The 20,146-nt window shown below is 72.0% G+C and carries 17 protein-coding genes; 3 read left to right on the top strand and 14 right to left on the bottom strand.

The genetic code is table 11. The annotated features are described in order from the left end of the window. Window positions 1–7 precede the first annotated feature (7 nt). From mftE to mftF, 3 genes are read left to right on the top strand one after another with little or no spacing between them, the layout of a single operon-like run. Window positions 8–805 (top strand): mycofactocin biosynthesis peptidyl-dipeptidase MftE, encoded by a 798-nt coding sequence (mftE, locus tag ACIBQX_RS22250; protein WP_397007347.1) that lies wholly within the window; start codon window positions 8–10, stop codon window positions 803–805. Then, on the top strand, window positions 798–1,622 hold the full coding sequence (locus ACIBQX_RS22245) for a mycofactocin-coupled SDR family oxidoreductase (RefSeq protein WP_397007345.1): 825 nt from the start codon (window positions 798–800) through the stop codon (window positions 1,620–1,622). The genes mftE and ACIBQX_RS22245 overlap by 8 nt, the downstream gene beginning before the upstream one ends. Continuing rightward, a complete protein-coding gene (mftF, locus tag ACIBQX_RS22240; protein ID WP_397007343.1) occupies window positions 1,619–3,187 on the top strand; it encodes a mycofactocin biosynthesis glycosyltransferase MftF in 1,569 nt (522 codons plus the stop codon). The genes ACIBQX_RS22245 and mftF overlap by 4 nt, the downstream gene beginning before the upstream one ends. On the opposite strand, the gene ACIBQX_RS22235 is transcribed toward mftF, so the two are convergent. From ACIBQX_RS22235 to ACIBQX_RS22170, 14 genes are all read right to left on the bottom strand, one after another. Continuing rightward, window positions 3,168–4,286, bottom strand: coding sequence for an NDMA-dependent alcohol dehydrogenase (locus ACIBQX_RS22235; protein ID WP_397007341.1), 1,119 nt, complete (start codon window positions 4,284–4,286; stop codon window positions 3,168–3,170). The genes mftF and ACIBQX_RS22235 overlap by 20 nt on opposite strands. Before the next feature lie 29 nt (window positions 4,287–4,315). Then, entirely contained in the window at window positions 4,316–5,281 is a 966-nt protein-coding gene (locus ACIBQX_RS22230; protein WP_397007339.1) for an LLM class F420-dependent oxidoreductase, read from the bottom strand. Next, a complete protein-coding gene (locus ACIBQX_RS22225) occupies window positions 5,268–6,743 on the bottom strand; it encodes an aldehyde dehydrogenase family protein (RefSeq protein ID WP_397007337.1) in 1,476 nt (491 codons plus the stop codon). The genes ACIBQX_RS22230 and ACIBQX_RS22225 overlap by 14 nt, the downstream gene beginning before the upstream one ends. Window positions 6,744–6,773: 30 nt before the next feature. Continuing rightward, window positions 6,774–7,883 (bottom strand): NDMA-dependent alcohol dehydrogenase, encoded by a 1,110-nt coding sequence (locus tag ACIBQX_RS22220; protein WP_397007335.1) that lies wholly within the window; start codon window positions 7,881–7,883, stop codon window positions 6,774–6,776. Then, window positions 7,880–8,893, bottom strand: a complete 1,014-nt coding sequence (locus ACIBQX_RS22215) for an ABC transporter ATP-binding protein (protein WP_397007333.1) — start codon at window positions 8,891–8,893, stop codon at window positions 7,880–7,882. Before ACIBQX_RS22215 ends, ACIBQX_RS22220 begins: the two co-directional genes overlap by 4 nt. Further along, window positions 8,890–9,942 (bottom strand): ABC transporter ATP-binding protein, encoded by a 1,053-nt coding sequence (locus tag ACIBQX_RS22210; protein ID WP_397007331.1) that lies wholly within the window; start codon window positions 9,940–9,942, stop codon window positions 8,890–8,892. Before ACIBQX_RS22210 ends, ACIBQX_RS22215 begins: the two co-directional genes overlap by 4 nt. After that, a complete protein-coding gene (locus ACIBQX_RS22205) occupies window positions 9,939–10,802 on the bottom strand; it encodes an ABC transporter permease (RefSeq protein ID WP_397007329.1) in 864 nt (287 codons plus the stop codon). Before ACIBQX_RS22205 ends, ACIBQX_RS22210 begins: the two co-directional genes overlap by 4 nt. Continuing rightward, a complete protein-coding gene (locus ACIBQX_RS22200) occupies window positions 10,789–11,802 on the bottom strand; it encodes an ABC transporter permease (RefSeq protein WP_397007327.1) in 1,014 nt (337 codons plus the stop codon). Before ACIBQX_RS22200 ends, ACIBQX_RS22205 begins: the two co-directional genes overlap by 14 nt. Beyond that, window positions 11,799–13,388 carry an ABC transporter substrate-binding protein gene (locus tag ACIBQX_RS22195; protein WP_397007325.1) on the bottom strand — a complete coding sequence of 530 codons (1,590 nt, stop codon included), beginning with the start codon at window positions 13,386–13,388 and terminating at the stop codon, window positions 11,799–11,801. Before ACIBQX_RS22195 ends, ACIBQX_RS22200 begins: the two co-directional genes overlap by 4 nt. A gap of 270 nt (window positions 13,389–13,658) precedes the next feature. After that, complete coding sequence (locus tag ACIBQX_RS22190) at window positions 13,659–14,258, bottom strand: TetR/AcrR family transcriptional regulator (protein ID WP_397007323.1); 600 nt, start codon at window positions 14,256–14,258, stop codon at window positions 13,659–13,661. Further along, window positions 14,255–15,715, bottom strand: a complete 1,461-nt coding sequence (locus ACIBQX_RS22185) for an FAD-dependent oxidoreductase (protein ID WP_397007321.1) — start codon at window positions 15,713–15,715, stop codon at window positions 14,255–14,257. Before ACIBQX_RS22185 ends, ACIBQX_RS22190 begins: the two co-directional genes overlap by 4 nt. Before the next feature lie 66 nt (window positions 15,716–15,781). Continuing rightward, window positions 15,782–16,981, bottom strand: a complete 1,200-nt coding sequence (locus ACIBQX_RS22180) for a cytochrome P450 (RefSeq protein ID WP_397007319.1) — start codon at window positions 16,979–16,981, stop codon at window positions 15,782–15,784. Between the two features lie 67 nt (window positions 16,982–17,048). Continuing rightward, window positions 17,049–18,137, bottom strand: coding sequence for a saccharopine dehydrogenase NADP-binding domain-containing protein (locus tag ACIBQX_RS22175; RefSeq protein WP_397007317.1), 1,089 nt, complete (start codon window positions 18,135–18,137; stop codon window positions 17,049–17,051). Continuing rightward, the gene (locus tag ACIBQX_RS22170) at window positions 18,134–20,143 is read right to left on the bottom strand and encodes a phosphopantetheine-binding protein (RefSeq protein ID WP_397007315.1); all 2,010 of its coding nucleotides are present in this window, start codon (window positions 20,141–20,143) and stop codon (window positions 18,134–18,136) included. The genes ACIBQX_RS22175 and ACIBQX_RS22170 overlap by 4 nt, the downstream gene beginning before the upstream one ends. Window positions 20,144–20,146: the final 3 nt, after the last annotated feature.

Genomic DNA, 20,146 nt, shown 5'->3' with positions numbered 1-20,146 from the left:
CCACCCCATGAAGCGCCGGCCCACCCCGACGGACGCCGAACGGTCCCGGCTCGGGCCGGTTGAGCGTGGGCTGGCGGGCCTGGCTTGGCCTGCTCTGCCGGGGTCGCCGACCGTTCTGGTGCCGCTCGGCTCTACCGAGCAGCACGGGCCGCATCTACCGCTGGACACCGACACGTCGATCGCGACGGCGGTGGCGCAGGCCGCGGCCGTTCGGCTTCAGGGGGACTCTGTCCTGGTGGCGCCCGCCGTCGCCTATGGCGCGAGCGGGGAGCACCAGGACTTTCCCGGCACGATGTCCATCGGCACCGAGGCGCTGGAGCTCCTGCTGGTCGAGCTGGTCAGGTCGCTGTCCCACTGGGCCGGGCGGATCGTGATCGTCAACGGGCACGGCGGAAACCTGCGCGCCCTGGCCGCCGCCGTGGCGCGGTTGCGGTACGAAGGGCACGCCGTGGCGTGGGCGCCCTGTACGACCGCCGGCGCCGACGCCCACGCGGGCCACGCCGAGACCTCGCTCATGCTGCACCTGGCCCCGCACCTGGTGGACCTGGCGCGGGCCGAGCCGGGCAACCTCGCCCCGCTCGCCGAACTCCTGCCCACGCTCACGGCCGAGGGCGTCGCCGCCGTGTCCCCTTCCGGCGTTCTCGGCGACCCCACCACGGCCTCCGCCGGGGAGGGCCGCCGCCTGTTCGAGCAGATGACCGACGACGTGACCACCCGAATCCGTACCGGCCAGGCGGACCGCACCGGCCGCCTCCTGAAACCGGACGCGTCCGTATCAGGCGTGGAGAGGGGCCGAGGTGAGTGAGGTGACGGCGGTCGCCGGTGGAGGGCGGGTGGCGCTGGTGACCGGGGCGGCGCGGGGGATCGGGGCGGCTACCGTACGGGTCCTGTGCGCCAAGGGGTATCGGGTGGTCGCGGTCGACGGGTGCGCGGGTGATGGGCCGGACCGGGCTGCCGGGGTGACTTACCCGCTGGCGACCAAGGACGACCTGGAGGAGCTGGCGAACGACCATCCCGACGTGGTCGTACCGTATGTCGCGGATGTGCGTGACGCCGACGCTCTGGTGACAGCGGCGGCCCTGGCGGTGGAACGGTTCGGCCGGTTGGACGCGGCCGTGGCCGCTGCCGCGGTCATCGTCGGCGGGCTGCCGCTGTGGGAGACCCCGGCCGCGCAGGTGCGCACCCTGTGGGAGACCGACGTGCTGGGAGTGTGGAACACGGCCGCGGCGTGTGTCCCGCGCATGCTGGCCGGGCCGGAGCCGGGTGGGTGCCGGTTCGTCGCGGTGGCCTCGGCCGCCGGGTCCCACGGGCTGTTCCGCCTGTCGGCCTACACGATGGCCAAGCACGCCGTGGTCGGCCTGGTGCGCGGGCTCGCCGCCGACCTGGTCGGCACCGGCGTGACCGCGGCCGCCGTCTCTCCGGGCTCGACCCGTACGGCCATGCTCAGCGCCACCGCCGACCTCTACGACCTGGACACCATGGACGATTTCGCCTCCTCCCAGCTGCTGCGCCGCCTGATCGACCCCGCCGAGATCGCCGCGACGATCGCGTTCTGCTGCTCCCGCGAAGGAGCCGTACTGAACGGATCGGTGGTGTCTGCGGACGGAGGTTTCACCCCATGAGCGCCGCGATTCCCCCCGCGGCCGGCCCGCTGCCCGCAGGTTTCGCTGTCCGGCTGAACCGGCACGTCCGGGTCCGGGACGGCGGGCGTACCCTCGTCGGCGGTGCGCCGACGAGGGTGCTGTACCTCACCGAGCGCGCCAGGGCGCTGATCGTCGATCGGACCGTACGGGTGTCCGGCAGGGCCACGGCCGCACTCGCCGATCGGCTGCTCGAAACCGGCATGGCCGACCCCATCGTGGCCGAGCTGCCGGACGGCGATCTGTCGCAGGTGACGGTGGTGGTCCCGGTCCGCGACCGCCCCGCCGCGCTGGACCGCTTGCTGGCCTGCTTGGGCGACCAGCATCGGGCCATGTCCACCGCGCCGCCGTCCGCCGCGCCCCGAGCCGCCGCGCCCCGAGCCGCCGCGCCGCTTGCCACTGGGCCGCTCGCCGCTGGGCGGAGGAGGGTCGCGCAGCGGGTGATCGTGGTCGACGACGGCTCCGAGGATCCGAAGGCCATCGCGGGCGTGGCCGCCGCGCACCGGGCCGAGCTGGTCGCGCTGGCCGAGAACGGCGGGCCCGCCGCGGCCCGCAACGCGGGGCTGCGCCGGGTCACCACGCCCTACGTCGCCTTCGTCGACTCCGACGTGGTCCTCGACCCGGACGCGCTGCCGCTCCTGCTGCGGCACTTCGCCGACCCGCGCGTCGTGCTGGCCGCCCCGCGCGTGCTGGGGCTGCGCATGCCCGGCCGGGACCGGTGGATCCGCCGCTACGAGGACGCGCGGTCCTCGCTCGACCTCGGCGTGGAGCCCGGGATCGTCAGGCCCCGCGCGCCCGTCTCCTGGGTGCCGAGCGCCTGTCTCCTGGCCCGTGTGGACGCGCTCGGCGACGGGTTCAGCGCCGGTATGCGCGTCGCCGAGGACGTCGACCTGGTGTGGCGGCTCGCGGACGCCGGCCGCCGGGTCCGCTACGAGCCCACGGCGGTCGTACGGCACGAGCATCGCACGGACGTGCACGACTGGCTCGCCCGCAAGGCGTTCTACGGCACCGGCGCGCACCTGCTCGCCCAGCGCCACGGCACGAACGTGGCACCGGTCGTGCTGGCCCCCTGGAGCGCGGGCTTCGTCCTCGCGCTGCTCGCCCAGCGGCGCTGGTCCGGGCCCGTCGCCGCGCTGTTCCTCGGCGTCGCCGCCGCGCGGATCGCGCGCAAGGTCGAGCGGAGCGAGCACCCACGACGCCTGGGCCTGCGGCTGGCCGTGGACGGCGCGGTGGCCTCGGTGTGGCAGGCCGCCGCGCTGCTGCTGCGCCACTGGTGGCCGGTGGCGGCCGTCGGCTGCCTGTTCTCCAGGAGACTGCGCCGCGCCATGATCGCGGCCACCGTGCTCGACACCGTGGTCGACCTGCGCCGCACGAAGGCGCACCTGGACCCGGTCAGATACGCCGTCGCCCGCCGCCTCGACGACGCCGCCTACGGCTGCGGTGTCTGGTACGGCGCGATCCGCGGCCGCTCGCCCCGGGCCCTCCTGCCGGACGTCCAGTGGCGGGCCCAGGGTCGGCGGCGGGCGGTCAGTCCTCGTGCACGATGACCCCCCGGATGTTCTTGCCGTCGGCCAGGTCCTGGTAGGCGTCGTTCACCTGGTCCAGCCGGTACCGCTGGGTGATGAGCTCGTCGAGCTTGAGGTCGCCCGCGCGGTACAGCCCGAGTAGCCTGGGCACGTCGTACAGCGGGTTGCAGTCGCCGAACAGCGCGCCGCGGATCTGCCGCTGATAGCCGATCAGCAGTCCCGCGCGGAAGCGCACCGCCTGCTCGTCCTTCTTCCCGACGGCGGTGACGGTGACCTTGCCGCCCTTGCCGACCATCTCCGTCGCCGCCTGGACGATCTCCTGGGTGAGCACGCCCGGGGTGAGGATCGCGTGGTCGGCGAGCTGCCCCCAGGTGGTCCCCACCACGAACTCGCGCGCCTCGGCGGCGGTCGCGAAGGTGTGCGTGGCGCCGAAGGTCTTGGCCATGTCGCGCTTGAACTCGACCGGATCGACCACGACCACGTTCTTCGCCCCGGCGTACCGGGCGCCCTGCACCGCGTTGCTGCCCACGCCGCCCGCACCGAAGATCACCACGGTCTCGCCGGCGCGCACCCCGGCCGCGTACACCGCGGAACCCCAGCCGGTCGGCACGCCACAGCCGACCAGCGCGCCGATCTCGAACGGGATGTCGTCGGCCAGCGGGAGGCACGCGTACTCCGACACCACCGCGTACTCGGAGAACGTGCCCAGCGTGCAGAAGCCGCCGAGGTCCTCCTCGCCGAGGTGGAAGCGGAAGGTGCCGTCGAGGAACATGCCCGTGCCGGCGTTGAGGCCCTTGACGCACATGTTCTGGTGGCCGGTCGAGCAGGGCCGGCAGGCGCCGCACGCCGGGATGTAGGAGCAGATGATCCGGTCGCCGGGCTTGACCCGGCGCACGTCCGGCCCGACCGACTCCACCACGCCGGCGCCCTCGTGGCCGCCCACCACGGGGAAGCGCACGCCGGCGTCGCCCTTGGTGATGTGGTCGTCGGAGTGGCACAGCCCGGAGGCGTGGAACTTCACCCGCACCTCGTGCGCCTTGGGCGGGTCGAGCCGGAGCTCGGCCAGCTCCCAGCCGGTGTGCGGTCGGCGGGCGATGGCGGCCCGGGTGGTGAGGCTCATCGATCCTCCTTGAGCTTGGTCGGGCGAGCTCACGGCGCCGCGACCTTCATCGCCGTGACGTGGGGCAGGACCTCGGCGCCGATCAGGGCGATGTGGTCCAGGTCGTGAATGTCGTAGATGTGCAGGTAGACGGTGTCGACGCCGAGGCCGCCGAGCTCGGCGATCCGCGCGGTGAGCATCTCGGTGGTGCCGATGAGCGCGTTGGTCCGGATGAAGTCCGAGCCGATGACCGACCCCCGGCGCTCCCCCTCGGCCTGGGTGCCGCCGACGGCCGTCGGGACGACCGAGGACCGGCGCGGATCGGCCGGATCGCGGCCGATCGCCTCACAGGCCCGGCTGAAGATGTCCAGCCGCTCGCGCAGGTCGCCGCCGAGCGCGGTGTTGAACTCGGACGCGTACCTGGCCGCGATGGCCGGAGTGCGCTTCGGCCCCGAGCCGCCGATCAGGATCGGCGGGTGCGGCGACTGCACCGGGCGTGGCGGGTTGCGGTTGGCCTCGATCCGGTAGTGGGCGCCGTCGAAGGAGAAGCCGTCCCGGTCGCCGGGCGGCGTGCCCCACAGCCCGGTGATGACGGCCAGTTGCTCCTCCAGCCGGTCGAACCTCTCCCGCAGCGAGGGGTACGGGATGCCGAACGCCGCGTGCTCGCGCTCGTACCAGGCGGCGCCCAGGCCGAGCTCGACCCGGCCGCCGCTCATCTGGTCCACCGAGGCGACGATGGTGGCCAGCAGGCCGGGGTAGCGGAAGGTGGCCGCGCCCATCAGGGCGCCGAGCCGTACCCGCTGGGTGTCGCGAGCCAGTGCGCCGAGGGTCGTCCAGCAGTCGGTGGGCTGGTAGGTCAGGTCGTCGGGGACGACGCCGAGCAGGTGGTCGGAGCGGAAGAAGGCGTCGAAACCGGCGTCCTCGACGGCCAGCGCCATCGCCAGGAAGTCGGCGTAGGTCCCGCCGTGCCGGGGCTCGATCAGCACGCGGACCCGGATGCCGTCACCATGTGCCACGCAGCGACACCGCCTTCACCTGGGTGTAGTCCCGCACTGCCTCGGCGCTCATGGTCCGGCCGAAGCCGCTCTTGCGGTAGCCGCCGAAGGGCGCGCCGATCACGCCGGGGCCGAACGCCGCGTTCACCGAGACCTGACCCGCCTGCAGCCCGCGCGCCATCCGCACCGCGCGGCCGACGTCGGCCGTCCACACCGAGGCGACCAGGCCGTAGTCGGTGCCGTTGGCGACCGCCAGGGCCTCCTCCTCGTCGTCGACCGGGATGACCGACAGCACCGGTCCGAAGATCTCCTCCTGGGCGATGCGCATGTCCGGGTCCACCTGGTCGAACAGGGTGGCCTCGACGAAGTAGCCGCGCTCGAACTCCTCGCCCTGGGGCACGCCGCCGCCGAGGACCAGCTCGGCGCCCTCCTGCCGGCCCAACTCGATGTAGCCGAGCACGCGGTCGTGCTGCTTGCCGTTGATCAGCGGGCCCATCCGCACCGGCTGGTGCCACGGCCCGACGGTGACCTGGCGCATCTCCTCGGCCAGCCGGCGCACCACCTCGGCGTGCACCGCGCGCTCCACCACGACGCGGGAGCCGGCCGCGCAGATCTGGCCGGTGTTCAGCGTGATGCCGCGCACGATCGTCGGGATCGCCGCGTTCAGGTCGGCGTCGGCGCAGACGACCTGCGGCGACTTGCCGCCCAGCTCCAGGTGCAGCGGCGTGAGGTTCCTGGCGCAGGCCGCCATCACCAGCGACCCGGTCTCCGGCGAGCCGGTGAAGCTCACCCGGTTGACCCCCCGATGCGCGGGCACGGCCGCCCCGGCCTCGTGGCCGTAGCCGGTCACGACGTTGATCACGCCCGCCGGGATGCCCGCCTCCATCGCCAGCCTGGCCAGCGCCAGCGGGGTCAGCGGCGCGTCCTCGGCCGGCTTGACCACGATCGTGTTGCCCGCGGCGATGGCCGCGCCGACGTCACTGGCGAACATCGGGCCGGGTGCGTTCCACGGGATGATGCTGCCCACCACCCCGTACGGCTCCCGCAAGGTCATCCCCAGCACGTCGGGGGTGTGGGTCGGCATCGTGTGCCCGAGCACCTTGTCGGCCTGCCCGGCGATGAAGGTGAGGATGCGCGGCATCGGCGGCGGCCCCCAGTGCGGGCGGCCGACCTCCTGCGACTCGATCCGGTCGATCTCGGCCTCGTGCCGCTGGATCAGGTCGGCCCAGCGGGCGACCAGGGCGCCGCGCGCGGTGGCGTTGACGTCACGCCAGCCGGGGAACGCCGCTGCCGCCGCCCGGACGGCGTTGTCGACGTCCACGGCGGTGCCGCGCGGCACCCGGGCGATGACCTCGCGGGTCGCCGGGTTGATCACTTCGATGGTCTCGCCGCTTGCCGCGGGAACCCACTCGCCGCCGATCAGCTGCGCGTTCTCGATGATGAGGGGGGAGTTGGTCGCCGACTCGGAGAGGACACTTGTCATGGGAGATACTCCTCAGTGCTGGTGAGCGAATCAGTGCTCGTGCACGATGACGCCCCGGATGTTCTTGCCGTCCAACATGTCCTGATAGCCCTGGTTGACCTCGTCCAGGCGGTAGCGCCGGGTGATCAGCTCGTCGAGCTTGAGGTCACCGGAGCGGTACAAGCCCAGGAGGCGAGGCACGTCGTACAGCGGGTTGCAGGACCCGAAGATGGCGCCTTGAACGCGCCGCTGATAGCCGATGAGCATGCCCGCGCCGGTGTTCAGCTCGCCGCCGCCGACCGCGGTGATGGTCACCTGGCCGCTCTTGCCGACGACCTTGAGCGCGTGGTCGATCACCTCGTCGTGCAGGATGCCGACGGTGATGATGGCGTGGTCGGCCAGCTCGCCCCAGGTGGTGCCGACGATGAAGTCGTGCGCCTCGGCGGCGGTCGCGAAGGTGTGCGTGGCGCCGAAGACCTTCGCCATGTCCCGCTTGAACTCGACCGGGTCGACCACGACCACGTTCTTCGCCCCGGCGTGCCGGGCGCCCTGCACCACGTTGCTGCCCACGCCGCCCGAACCGTAGATCACCACGGTCTCGCCCGCCCTGACGCCCGCGGCGTACACCGCCGAGCCCCAGCCGGTCGGCACGCCGCAGCTCACCAGGGCGCCGACCTCGAACGGGATGTCGTCGTCGACCTTGATGCAGGACCATTCCGACAGCACCGCGTACTGGGAGAAAGTGCCCAGGACGCACAGCCCGCCGAGGTCCTCGCCGTCCTTGTGGAAGCGGAACGTGCCGTCGGGGAACATGCCCGTCCCCGCGTCCTTGCCGGCGTCGCACAGGCCCTGCCGTCCGGTCGAGCAGTACCGGCACGAGCCGCACACGGGGATGAACGAGCAGACGACATGGTCGCCCACCGCCACCCTGGTCACCCCTTCGCCGACCGCCTCGACGATGCCGGCGCCCTCGTGCCCGCCGACGACGGGCATCCGCATGGGGGCGTCGCCCTTCTGGATGTGGTCGTCGGAATGGCACAGCCCGGCGGCCATGAACTTGACCCGGACCTCGTTGGCCTTCGGTTCGTCCAGCTCGACGTCGGTGATCTGCCACGGCTTGCCGGGTTCGTGCAGAATCGCAGCCCGCGTGGTCATGCTCATGTGCGCCTCTTTTCGTGATCTTCACTGTCACTGGCGAGCGGGAAGTGGCAGGCGACCTGGTGGCCGGGGAACGGCTCGCGCATCGCGGGGGACTCCCGCGCGCACCGCTCCTGGGCGAACGGGCACCGGGTGCGGAAGCGGCAGCCGGAGGGCGGGTTGATCGGCGAGGGCGGCTCCCCGGCGGGCGGTGCGGGTCGGCGCACCCGGCCGGTGACCGGGTCCAGGCCGGGGATCGAGTTGAGCAGCGCCGAGGTGTAGGGGTGCAGGGGCCGCCGGTACAGCTCCCCGGCCGGGCCCACCTCCACGAGCCGGCCCAGGTGCATCACCGCCACCCGGTCGCTGACCTGCTTGACGAGCGCCAGGTCGTGCGAGATGAACAGGTACGACAGGCCGAGCTCGGTGCGCAGCCGCTCGAACAGGTTCAGCACCTGCGCCTGGATCAGCACGTCGAGCGAGGCCACCGCCTCGTCGCAGACGATCAGCGCCGGGTTCAGCGCGATGGCGCGGGCGATGGCGACCCGCTGGCACTGCCCGCCCGACAGCTCGTGCGGGCGCCGCCGGCCGTACACGCCCGGATCCAGCCCGACCAGGTCGAGCAGCTCGCGGACGCGCTCGCGGCGCCGCGCCGACGACCGCACGCCGTACCCGAGCAGCGGCTCCTCGACCAGCTCGGTGATCTTCCAGCGGGGGTTCAGCGAGCCGAACGGATCCTGGTAGACCATCTGCATCTGGCGGCGGGCCTCCGTCAGGCCGCGCCGCCCGAGCTTCATCAGATCCGTGCCGAGGAAGCGCACCTCGCCCGACTTCGGGCGGGGCGCCTGGATGACGGAGCGCGCCAGCGTGGACTTGCCCGACCCGGTCTCTCCCACCACGCCGAGCGTCTCCCCGGCACGCATGTCGAACGACACGTTCGACACCGCGTGCACCTTCGCGCCCTTCACTCCGCCAGGGCCGCGCACGGCGAACTCCTGTACGACGTCGCGCACGTCCAACAGCGGGCCGTTCGTCATCCCTGCACTCCGTCCTTGACCTGCGGCGAGAGGTCCTCGGCCGGATGCCAGCAGGCCCACCAGTGCCCCGGCTCGTGCTCCACGAAGGGCGGCGGCTCCGCGCACGCGTCGGTGGCGGCGGCGCAGCGCGGCCGGAACGGGCAGCCGGGCGGCAGCGCCGCCGGGTCCGGCGGCTGGCCGGGGATCACCGGCAAGAGCGCGTGCGGCTCCCGCTCCAGCAGCGGGATCGCGCCGAGCAACGCCTGCGTGTACGGCATCCGTACGTGCGCGAACAGCTCCTCGGCGGAGGTGTACTCCACGGCCCGCCCGGCGTACATGACGACCACGTTCTGCGCGTAGCTCGCCGCCAGCCCCAGGTCGTGGCTGATCAGGATGATCGCCATGCCGAGCCGCTGCTTGAGTTCGAGCAGCAGCTCCATGATCTGGGCCTGGGTGGTCACGTCGAGTGCGGTGGTCGCCTCGTCGGCGATGAGCAGCCGCGGCTCGCCCGCCAGCGCGATGGCGATCACCACACGCTGGCGCATGCCGCCGGAGAGCTGGTGCGGATACTCGTAGAACCGGCGCTCGGCGGCCGGCAGGTGGACCAGCTTGAGCAGCTCCACCGCCCGCTCCGCGGCCTGTTTGCGGCTGAGGGCGGAGTGCGCCCGGATCGCCTCGGTGATCTGGGCGCCGATCCGCATGGTCGGGTTGAGCGACCTGGCGGGGTCCTGAAAGACCATCGCGATCTCCGCGCCGCGCCGGCCGCGCATCTCCCGCTCGGGCAGGCCGAGCAGCTCGGTGCCCGCGAACCGGGCCGACCCGGTCACCTGGGCCGATGGCGGCAGCAACCCCATGAGGGTGCGGGCGCTGACACTCTTGCCGGAGCCGGACTCGCCGATGATGGCCAGGATCTCGCCGGCGTTCAACCGGTAGGACAGCCCGTTCACGGCGTGCACCCGGCGTCCCCCGCGCGAGAAGCGGACCCGCAGGTCGCGCACCTCCAGCAGTTCGGCGCCGGAGCCGGGCGGGGCGAGGGTGAGCACCTCGTTGTCGGTACGTTCTCCGCTCATCGGACACTCCCTTGGGTGCGCAGAGCCTCGCCGAGGAGGTTGAAGGCGAGTACGGAGACGAACAGGGCGAGGCTGGGCCACACCACCAGGTCGGGGGTCGCGGACAGGCTGGCCTGCCCTTGCGCGACCATGTTTCCCCAGCTCGGATCGGGTGCCGGGATGCCCAGCCCGAGGAAGCTCAGCGCCCCCTCGATGATGATCACGATGCCCATGCCGAGCATGCTGAAGGTGATCAGCTGCGGTCCGATGTTCGGTGCGACGTGCCGGAGCAGCACCCGCCACCACGGGGTGCCGCACAGCTGGGCGGCGGTCATGAAGGGCAGCTCGCGCAGCCCCAGCGTGGCCGCCCGGGAGACGCGGGCGAAGGCCGGGATGCTGAAGAACGCCAGCGCGAGGATCGTGTTGGTCAGGCTCGGCCCGAGGCTCTGCGCCACCGCGAGGGTGAGCACCAGCGACGGGAAGGCGATCAGCACGTCCAGCACCCGCATGATCACGGTGTCCAGCGCCCCGCCGACGTACCCGGACAGGGCGCCGAGCAGCCCGCCGACGGACAGGCCGATCAGGTTCACCGCGATCGTGACGATCAGCGACGCCCGCCCGCCGTACAGGATGCGGGACAGGATGTCGTTGCCGTTGGGATCGGTGCCGAGCAGGTGGCCGGGGGAGAACGCCGGGAGGGCCGACTCCAGCACGTTCCCGCCGGTCGGGGCCGGGATCGGCAGCACCAGCGGGCCCAGGAAGCAGCCGGCCAGCACGAACCCGACCAGGCCGACCGGCACGGCCAACGTCAGCTTGCGCACCCACGTCCGGCGGGCCGGGGCGAGGTCGAGCTCGGGTGTCAGTGTCTCAACCGCTGCCATGACGAATCCTCGGGTCGAGTACCGCGTACAGCAGATCGGTGACCAGGTTGGCCAGCACCGTCACGATGGCGAACACGATGACGCACGCCTGCACGACCATGACGTCACGGGTGTTGATCGCCTGCAGCATGAGCTGGCCGAGCCCGGGGATGGCGAAGATCGACTCGATGATCACCGTGGAGCCGATCAGCGTGCTCAGGTTCAGGCCGACCACGGTGATCAGCCCGAACGACGAGTTGCGGAAGGCGTGCCGCAGCAGCACCTGCCAGGGCCCGATGCCCTTGGCCTGCGCGGTGACGATGTAGTCCTGCCCCTGTAACTGGTCGACCAGATCACCCCTGAGAAACCTGGTATAGAAGCAGAACAGGGGGAACGCGATGGCCACGGCCGGCAGCACCATCCCGCGCAGGTTCTCCACCGGATCCTCCGAGAACGGGACGTACCCGATCGCGGGGAGCACGGCGAACCGCACGGCGAAGATCAGCACCAGCACCAGGGCGAGCACATAGCTCGCCACAGACAGCCCGCTGACGCTGACGACCATGCTGATCCGGTCGAACAGCCCGTTCGGCCGGCGGGCCGCCAGCAGCGCCACCGGCACCGCCAGCGCCACCGAGGCGAACAGGGCCAGGCCGGTCAGCTCGGCGCTCACCGTCAGCCTCTCGCCGAGCTGACCGGCCACCTCCTGGCCGCTGACGAACGACCGGCCGAGATCGCCGGTGACAGCGCCCCCGAGCCAGTCGAGGTACCGCGACACCGCGGGCTCGTTCAGGCCCATCTGCTCTTCCAGCGTGCGGATCTGCTCGGGGGTCGCCTCGGCGCCCAGGAGTTGCCGGGCCGCGTTGCCGGGGATCAGATTCAGCACCCAGAAGGCGAGAATGCTGACCCCCAGCATGATCGGGATCGCCATCAGCAGCCGCTTGGCCACCATCCGGAAGGCGGGCGAGCCGAGCAGGCGGGCCGGGACGGTCCGGTGACGCGGGGCTAAGGCGACCGTCAATTCTCCCTCCAGACCTTGTCCCACTCGACGGCCGTGTTGACGGCGAGCGACGGGATCTTCGTGGTCAGCCCGGGGCCGTGCACTCCCTTGACCGCGAGGTTCGCCGGGGCGAAGGCCAGGCCGAACGGCGCGTACGCCTTGTCGCTGACGTACTTGCCCAGCTCCACGTAGAGCGCGTCCCGCTCGGCGGCGTCCACGGTGGCCTCCGCCTTGGCCATCAGCTCGTCGACCTTGGGGTCCTTCACGCCGCTGAACGGCGAGTTGGACCGGAACCGGAAGGCGACGCCCACGCCGGTGGCCGGGTCCCACGCCCCGGCCGTCTGCAGCATGGACTGCCACTTGCCGGAGTTGAACTCCTCGACCAGGGTGGACAGCTGGTACTCCTTGATGGTGACCTCGATGCCGGCCTGCTGCCACTGCGTCTGCAGCGCCACCATCACCTGCTTGGCCACGTAGGCGCCGAGGGTGCCCAGCTCGACCTTGAGCCCGCCCATCTCCTGCACGAGCTGCTTGGCCTTCGCCACGTCATGGGTCCGGTAGCCGGCCACGGTCTCGTGGTGGAACAGGCCGCCCGGCGCGGTGAACGACTGGCTCACCGGGTAGGCGTCCTTGAACAGGCCCTTGGCGATGGCGCCGAAGTCGGTCGCGTAGTAGATCGCCTCACGGGCCTTCTCGTTGTCGAACGGCGCCTGCTGGGTGTTCAGCTGGACGACGTACGGCGACGTCGGCGGCTGCAGGGTCACGGTCAGCCGGTCGTTCTTGCCCGCTTGGTCGATCAGCGGCACGGTGCTCATGCCCTCGTACGCGTGCCCCTGCCCGGCCATCAGCGCCTGGAAGGCGGCCTGGTCGTCGCCGATCGACTTGAACGTCAGTTTGTCGAGGTAGGGCAGGCCCGGCTTGAAGTAGCCGGGGTTGCGCTCCAGTACCAGCTCGGAGCTCATCCGGTTCGTCACGATCTTGAACGGGCCGGCGCCGACCGGGTTCGCCCGGAACTGGTCCGGGCCCAGCTTCTCGACGGCGGTGGGGGAGGCCATCCAGTTGACGTTGGAGATGGGGAAGGCGTTGATGACGGAGGCGTACGGCCTGGTGAAGCGGAGGACGACCGTGTTCGGCTCCTCTACCGTGATGGCGTCCTTCTCCACCAGCGGCCAGCGTGGCGCGCAGGAGCAGGGGGACTTGACCCCGCGTTCGAAGTTGAAGGCGACGGCCTTGGCGTCGAGCGGTGTGCCGTCGGTGAACGTGAGGCCGTCCCGGATCTTGATCTTGACGACCTGTCCGTCTTCGAGGAGTTCGTAGCTTTCGGCCTGGTTGGGCACGACCTTGGCGTCACTGCCGTCGTCGTTTGCCGTGAGAGTGAACAGCCCGCCGTAGATCGCGCTCATCTGAGGGATGTTCGCGGCGCCGGTGGTGTTGGTCGCCGGGTCAAGGCCGGTCGGCCAGGAGCCGGAGAAGGCGCTGCTCTCCAGCACGGTGATCTCGCCGCCCTGCTGCGGGGTCTGCGCGGCGGCCGGCGAAGGGGAGACGGTGGAGGCGGTCTGCGTACTGCACGCGGCAACGCCCAGGAGCGCTGCCAGAAGGACTGTCATCCCTTGCTTCTTCAACGTCATCCGGGTCCTCCTGCTTTGGGATATCGCGACACGGTGACGGCGTCGCGAAGCGCTCCAGGCAAAGACCGAACACACAAGCCGTGGGCCCCCAACCACAACGGCGATGTGGCCTAGCTCACTCACTCATGAGCTAAGGACCTGCGATTCGCTGAGCAAAGCAGGCTTTCGTGAGACGGAAGACAAAAGATTGCCGGAACGCCCGCTGCGCACGGCCGGAACGCCCGCTGTGCACGGCGTCCGGCGGCAGGCTCAGGCGTACAGGCCGATCTGGCGGTAGACGGCCTTGAGATAGACCAGCATGCCGGCGGCGTCCGGCGGGTCCGGCTGGAGCACGCGCCACGTCACCGCCCCGGCCATCATGTCGATCAGCACGTCCAGATCGGCGTCCGCCGCCACCGCGCCGTCCGCCTGGGCACGCCGCAGCATCGCGGACGCCAGCTCGCGGCGGGGCAGGATGTGGTGCTCCCAGTAGACGGCCATCAGCTTCGGATGGCTGACCGCGGAGCCCATCATCCGGGCCACCAGCGCGCGGAACTCCGGGTTCGCGACCATCTCGGCCGCCGCCGGAAGGGCGCGTTCGATGATGTCCCGGGGTGACAGGGCCTCGACCTCGGCGGCGGAGGGGGTCACCTCGCCGCCGACCGACTCCTCGACGGCTTGGGCGATCAGGTCTTCCTTGGTGCTCCAGCGACGGTAGACGGTGAGCTTGCCGACCCCCGCCCGCTTGGCGATCTGCTCCATGCTGGTGCCCTCGACGCCGCGCTCGACGAACAGCTCCAGCGCCGCGCGCAGGATCGAGGCGTCCGTCTCGGGGGCGCGGGGACGGCCACGTCCTCGGGCAGCGGTCAAGCGAGTGCTCCGTCCAGCCAGCGGGTCAGCTCGGCGGCGCCGCCCTGGCAGGCCAGGTGCCCGTCCGGGCGTACGAGCATAGCGGGGAGCGGCCCGTCGGCGGGCCGCAGGAGCACCACGCGATCACCGAGGCGGCTCCGGGCCGCCGCCAGGGCGCTCTCGTCGCCGACGACCGCCCACCGGCCGCGCAGCTCGGCGTGCAGCCGGGTACGCGTGCCGTCGGGGCGCTCGCAGGCCGTGTCGGGAATCCGGTCGCCCGGCCGCGGCCGGCGGCCGCGACCGCCCAGCGGGCCGCGCCGGTAGCTCACCCACAGCTGAGAGGTCGTGTACGTGACCCAGCGCTGAAGCCAGGCGATGCCGAACAGCCGGATCAGCACCTGGTCACGCAGGAACCGGCCGACCGGCCCGGCGGCGATGTTGACCTTGGTGGCGGCGGTGCTGCCACGCAGGACCTGGGTGGCCAGCGGGCGGCGCTCCGCCTCGTACGTGTCCAGCAGGCGGTCGGCGGCCCGGCCGTGGACCACGAGGGCGAGCTTCCAGGCGAGGTTCTCGGCGTCGCCGAGGCCCGTGAGCATGCCCTGGCCGCCGAAGGGCGCGTGCGCGTGCGCGGCGTCCCCGGCCAGCAGGACGCGTCCTCGCCGGTAGGTGTCGGCCAGCCGGCGGTGCACGCTGAACAGCGATGCCCATGAGGCGTCGAGCAGTCGCACGTCACGCAGGCCGGTGCGCTCGGGCAGGATCTGCCGCATCCGCTCGACGATCCGCTCCTCACCCGGCTTGTCCTCGCCGAACGCCGGGTCGTACGCGAGCAGCCGCCACTGGCCGCCGGGCATGGGCATGGCGCCGAGCATGCCCTTGGGGTGCACCCAGCCGCTCGTCCCCGAGCGGTCGAGCGTCGTGTCGAGGCGGGCGTCGACGAGGAGGAAGCGCTCGCTGACCTTGACCCCAGGGAAGCCGATGCCGGCCAGCTTGCGCACCGTGCTGCTCGTTCCGTCGCAGCCGACGAGCCGGCCCGCCCGTACGGTACGGCCGTCGGCCAGCACGGCGTCGACGCCGTGCTCGTCCTGGTCGGCGGCGACCAGGGCGGAGTTCCATTCCGGCCGCACGCCCAGCTCGGCCAGGCGGTCGCGGAGCCGCGCCTCGACCCGTGCCTGCGAGATCACCATCGGGGCGGCGGCGGTCCGCAGGCCGGGGTCGCCGAACCGGATGCGCATCATCGGCCGGTCGCCCGCGTACGTGGTGATCGTCATCGCCCGCACCGACTCCTCGGGCAGGCCGTCGAGCGCGTCCAGCCGGTCCAGCACCTCCGAGCCGCGCGCGTGCACGAAGTTGGCTCTCGACGTGGTGGCCGGGCCCGGGGCCCTGTCCACCACGCGTACCGAGACGCCGTGCTGCAGCAGCGCGCAGGCCAGCGCCAGGCCCACCGGCCCGGCTCCGACCACCAGGACGTCGGTTTCCATGGGACCTCCTTATTTTCTTTACGGAACGGTACCGTAAACAAAATGGAAGGGCGATCCCCTGGCCGGTCAGATCAGCGTGAGGTGGCGCACTCCCGTCATGGTCGGGGTGGGCATGAAAACCACTGGATCATCCGGATCGGTGCCCAGATGGCGGAAGCGATCGAGCAGGATGTTCAGCGCGACCCGGCCTTCCAGTCGGGCCAACGGGGCGCCCAGGCAGAAGTGGATGCCGCGGCCGAAGCTGAGATGCGGGTTGGGGTCACGGCCGGGGTCGAAGACGTCCGGGTCGGGGAACTGCCGGGGGTCTCGGTTGGCCGCGGCCACCCAGGTCAGGAGCATCTGGTCGGCCGGTATCGTCACCCCGCCCAGCTCCACCTCGCGGGTGGTGGACCGGCCGACGGCGGCGAACGGCGTCAGGTAGCGCAGCGACTCCTCGATCACCGCCGGGACCGAGGAGCGGTCGGCCCGGACCTTGTCCTGCTGCTCGGGGAAGGCGTCCAGGCACAGCACGGTGTTGCCGAGCAGCATCGTCGTGGTGATGTGCCCGGCGAGCAGGAGTACGATCGCGAAGTTGACCACCTGGTCGTCGGGCAGGCGCTCGCCGTCCACCTCGGCCTCGACCAGCTTGGTGAGCAGGTCGGCGCGCGGCCGGCTCCTGCGCTCCTCCGCGTGGCCGGCGAGATACTCGGACATCTCCTTCCACGGGCGGAGCGTGGCCTGCACGTCCACGTCCTGGTTCTCGGCGGGCTCGGCGAGCGAGATCTGGGTGTCGCGCTCGAACAGCGCGTCGGCCCACCGCTTGAACAGGGCACGATCGCTGCTGGGCACCCCCAGCAGCTCGGCGATGACGATGACCGGAAGCGGATAGGCCAGATCGGTCACCAGCTCGAACCGGCCCCGCCCGGCCGCCGCGTCGAGCAGTTCGTGGGTGAGTGCGGCGATCCTCGGTTCGAGATCCGCGACGACCTTCCGGGTGAAGGCGCTGCTGACCAGCTTGCGCAGCTTGCCGTGCTCCGGCGGGTCGATCTGCGTGATGAAGCCCGCCATCGAGAAGTCCTCACCCCCCGGCATCAGGCTCTTGGGAACCAGGCGCATGGTGTCGGAGGAGAAGGTCGCCGGATCGCTGAAGACCTCATGCGCTTCCGGATGACCGTAGACGTTCCACATGCCGGTCCCGGCGTCGAACTCGACCGGCTGACCGGTTCGCGGACCGTGCAGCCAGAAGTGCTGCGGGTGAACGTTGTACCGCTCGACGAAGTCGGCCATCGCAACCCCCCATCAGGTCAACAAGTCACGTTACGCTTGTCATGCGCCCGTTCAAAGCATCGCGCCTCTACCTGATGGTGAGCTCCTCCACCAAGGGATCGTCGTGCAGGGCGGTGGCGGTGGCGTCCGGGTCGAGGGCCTCGGCCGCCAGGTGGACGCCGGGAGGCACGGAGCCGGTCAGCACCGCGCGGGTGGCGAGCGCCATCACCACCCCGCTGAGCGCGTACGAGTCCACGGCCGTGAGCAGCACCCGGGTGGGGCCGGGCGAGGCGCCGGGACGGGGCCGGCCGGTGAAGAGCATGACGTAGAAGGCGCCGAGGTCGGCGTTGTCCTGGAGGGAGGCGCGGACCACGGCGTCGGCGTGCGGGGCCAGGGTGGCGGGGCTCAGGGTCGCGGGGTCGGTGTCCGGCAGCTGGGCCCACGACGCGGTCAGTGCCTCGGGGAGGCGTTCTGTGACGAAGACATTGTAGGAGCGCACTTCGTCCGCGCCGGTGTCCATCGCCAGGGTCTGCGCCTCGGTGGTGAGATAGGGCCAGGCGTGGACGGGGACGGGGAAGCCCGGCAGCGTCACGCCGTTCAGCGGTGCCAGCGTGTTGGGCGCCACCCGGCCCGCCCGCCAGGCCGCCATCGGCGTGCCGAATTTCGGCCCCCTGGTGAGCAGCGCGTCCACCGCCGAGAGCGGGGTGAAGACGGCCGCGCCGCCGACGTAGAGATCCAGGCGGCGCAGCGGGCGGCCCTTGGCCAGCAGCCGGGGCAGCAGCCCGGACAGGCCCGGCATCACGCCGGCGGAGAACACCGCCGTCCTGCCTTCGGGCACGCCGCCCGTGCTGAGCGCGTCCTTGGCCGCCAGTTCGCCGCCGATGTCCACATAGTCGGCGCCGGCCGCGAAGGCGGCGCGGGCCACGGTGTCCAGGACCTGGTACGAGGGGCCCGCGCAGTTGACGACGACGCGGCACCCGTCGCAGAAGGCGGCCAGCCGGCCGGGGTCGTTCAGGTCCACCCGCACGGCGTGCGCCGTCCCGGGGAGCGTGGCCGCGAGGTCGGCGGCGCCCGCCAGGTCTCTGCCGCCAACCCGCAGCGGCCCGAGGCCGTAGGCCGTGATGCGCTGCGCGGCCGTCCGGCCGACCGCACCGGTGGCGCCGAGCAGCCCGATCACCGCTGACCCCCGAGCCGGTCACTGGGCTGGTCACTGGGTTGGTCAGTGGGCTGGTCGCCCAGGCGGGAGCGGACGGCGGACGCCACCCCGGCCACCGTCGAGTCGGACAGGAACTCGCGTACCGGCACGGGGATGCCGACCTCCTTGGAGAGCCGGACCACCGCCCGCACCGCGAGCAGTGAGTCGCCGCCGAGGCCGAAGAAGTCGGCGCCGCGGTCGAGCACGGGCACCTCCAGGAGCTCCTCGAAGACGTCGGCGATCGCCTGCTCCAGGTCGTCAGCGGGCGGCCCCTCCGGGTGGCTGACGGCCGATTCGAGCAGCAGGCCGAGACGCAGTCCCTCGTCGTCGGGTACGGGCTCGGCCGCCTCCGGCAGGCCGGGCATCCGGTCCCAGCCCGGCCCGTCGGCGAGGGCGTCGACCAGCTCGACGAACTCGGCGAACGCCGCCGTCACCTGGTCGGCCTCGAACAGCTCGTCCACCAGGGAGAAGACGGCGACCATCTCCGGCCCCAGCTCGAAGCAGCGCACCTCGATCGCGACCTGCGGAGTGCGCAGCTGGTGGAAGTAGTCGGAGGCGACCACCCGGCCCAGCGGCCCGGCGTCCGCCGGCGGGCGGCCGCCCATGGCGGCGTCGACGCCCAGCACGCTCTGGAACACCACCGGCCCGACCGGCCGCCAGCTCCCGCGACGGCGGGCCAGCTCCCGTCCGACCTCCACGCCGGTGATCAGGTTGTGCGCGGCGTGCTCGCCGGAGGTCGTCTGCACGGTGGCGGCGAGCTCGCCGAAGGTGGCGCCGGGGTCGAGGTCGAGCGGGAGCAGCATGGTGGCGGCGAAGGCGCCCACCACCCGCTGCACATCCGGGTGCAGCGGCAGCCGGTTGAGCTGCAGGGAGTTCAGCAGCATCCGGCGATGCCCGGCCCACCGGGCCAGGACCACGCCGAACGCGGTGAGCATGGCGGTCGACGGGGTGACGCCCCGGCCGGTGCACTGCTGCCGCAGCGCGGCCCAGCGGTCGGCGCTCCAGCGATGCTCCCGGTTGCCCATGGTGACCGGCCGCACCTGCTGGGGGTCGGCTGCCAGCGGCAGGGTGGGCGGGGTGGGCAGCGTGTCGAGCCTGGACCACCACCAGTCCCGGTCGGCCTGCCATGCCTCGGTCGCGGGCAGGTCGGCGACCGCGTTGACGTAGTCGCCGAAGTTGATCTCCAGGGGCGGCAGGGCGGCGTTCCAGTCGGCGACGAAGGTCACCAGGTCGCGGCTGAGCACGCTGGAGGACCAGCCGTCGAAGATGAGCAGGCTGAGGCCCAGGTGGAGCCGCCCTTCGCCGCCGGGAAGCAGGGTGAGCCGGATGTCCAGGCCGGGCCCGCGGGTGGGATCCGGTCCGGTGGTGCTCATCTGCTGCCGTACGTCCTGGAGTGTGTCCGCGATCTCCTCGGCGCCGGCCGCGCGCAGGTCGTGCACCCGCACCTGGGGGATGGCGCCCGGCGCGTCGGCGGGCAGGACGTACTGGCGGCCGTCGGAGGTGACGCGGGCGCGCAGGGTGGGCTGGTGCGCGGCGAGCCGTTCGACCGCGTCCGTCAGCGCGTCGGCGGCCTCGTCGCCGTCGACCCCGGTCAGGGCGTAGTCGAGGTAGTAGTGGGCCGAGTCGTAGGACAGCTCCCAGCCGTCCTGCTGGCCAACGAAGTAGCCCTGCTGCAGGGGGAGGAGGGGGAATTCCGCGTGCGGGTCGGGGCGCGGGGTGACCTTGAGCGGCAGGGCGCGGGCCGCCGGCTCGCCCGACGCGCGGCGTCGTACGAGCTCCGTCAGCTCGCCCAGCGTCGTCTCCACCCGCACGTCCGACAGGGCGAGCGCGACGCCGAGGCGTTTGCGCACCAGGGCGGACATGCGGACCGCGAGCACCGAGTCGCCGCCCAGGCGCAGGAAGCCGACATCGTGCGGGATCTCGTCGGGTGGCAGGTCGAGCAGCTCCGACCAGATCTCGGCCAGCTCCATCATGGGCACTCCCATCATCAG

It is taken from the genome of Nonomuraea sp. NPDC049714, from assembly GCF_044465295.1.
Lineage (GTDB): Bacteria > Actinomycetota > Actinomycetes > Streptosporangiales > Streptosporangiaceae > Nonomuraea.
Note: the sequence above shows the minus strand (reverse complement) of the source record. Positions and strands in the feature narration are given on the sequence as shown.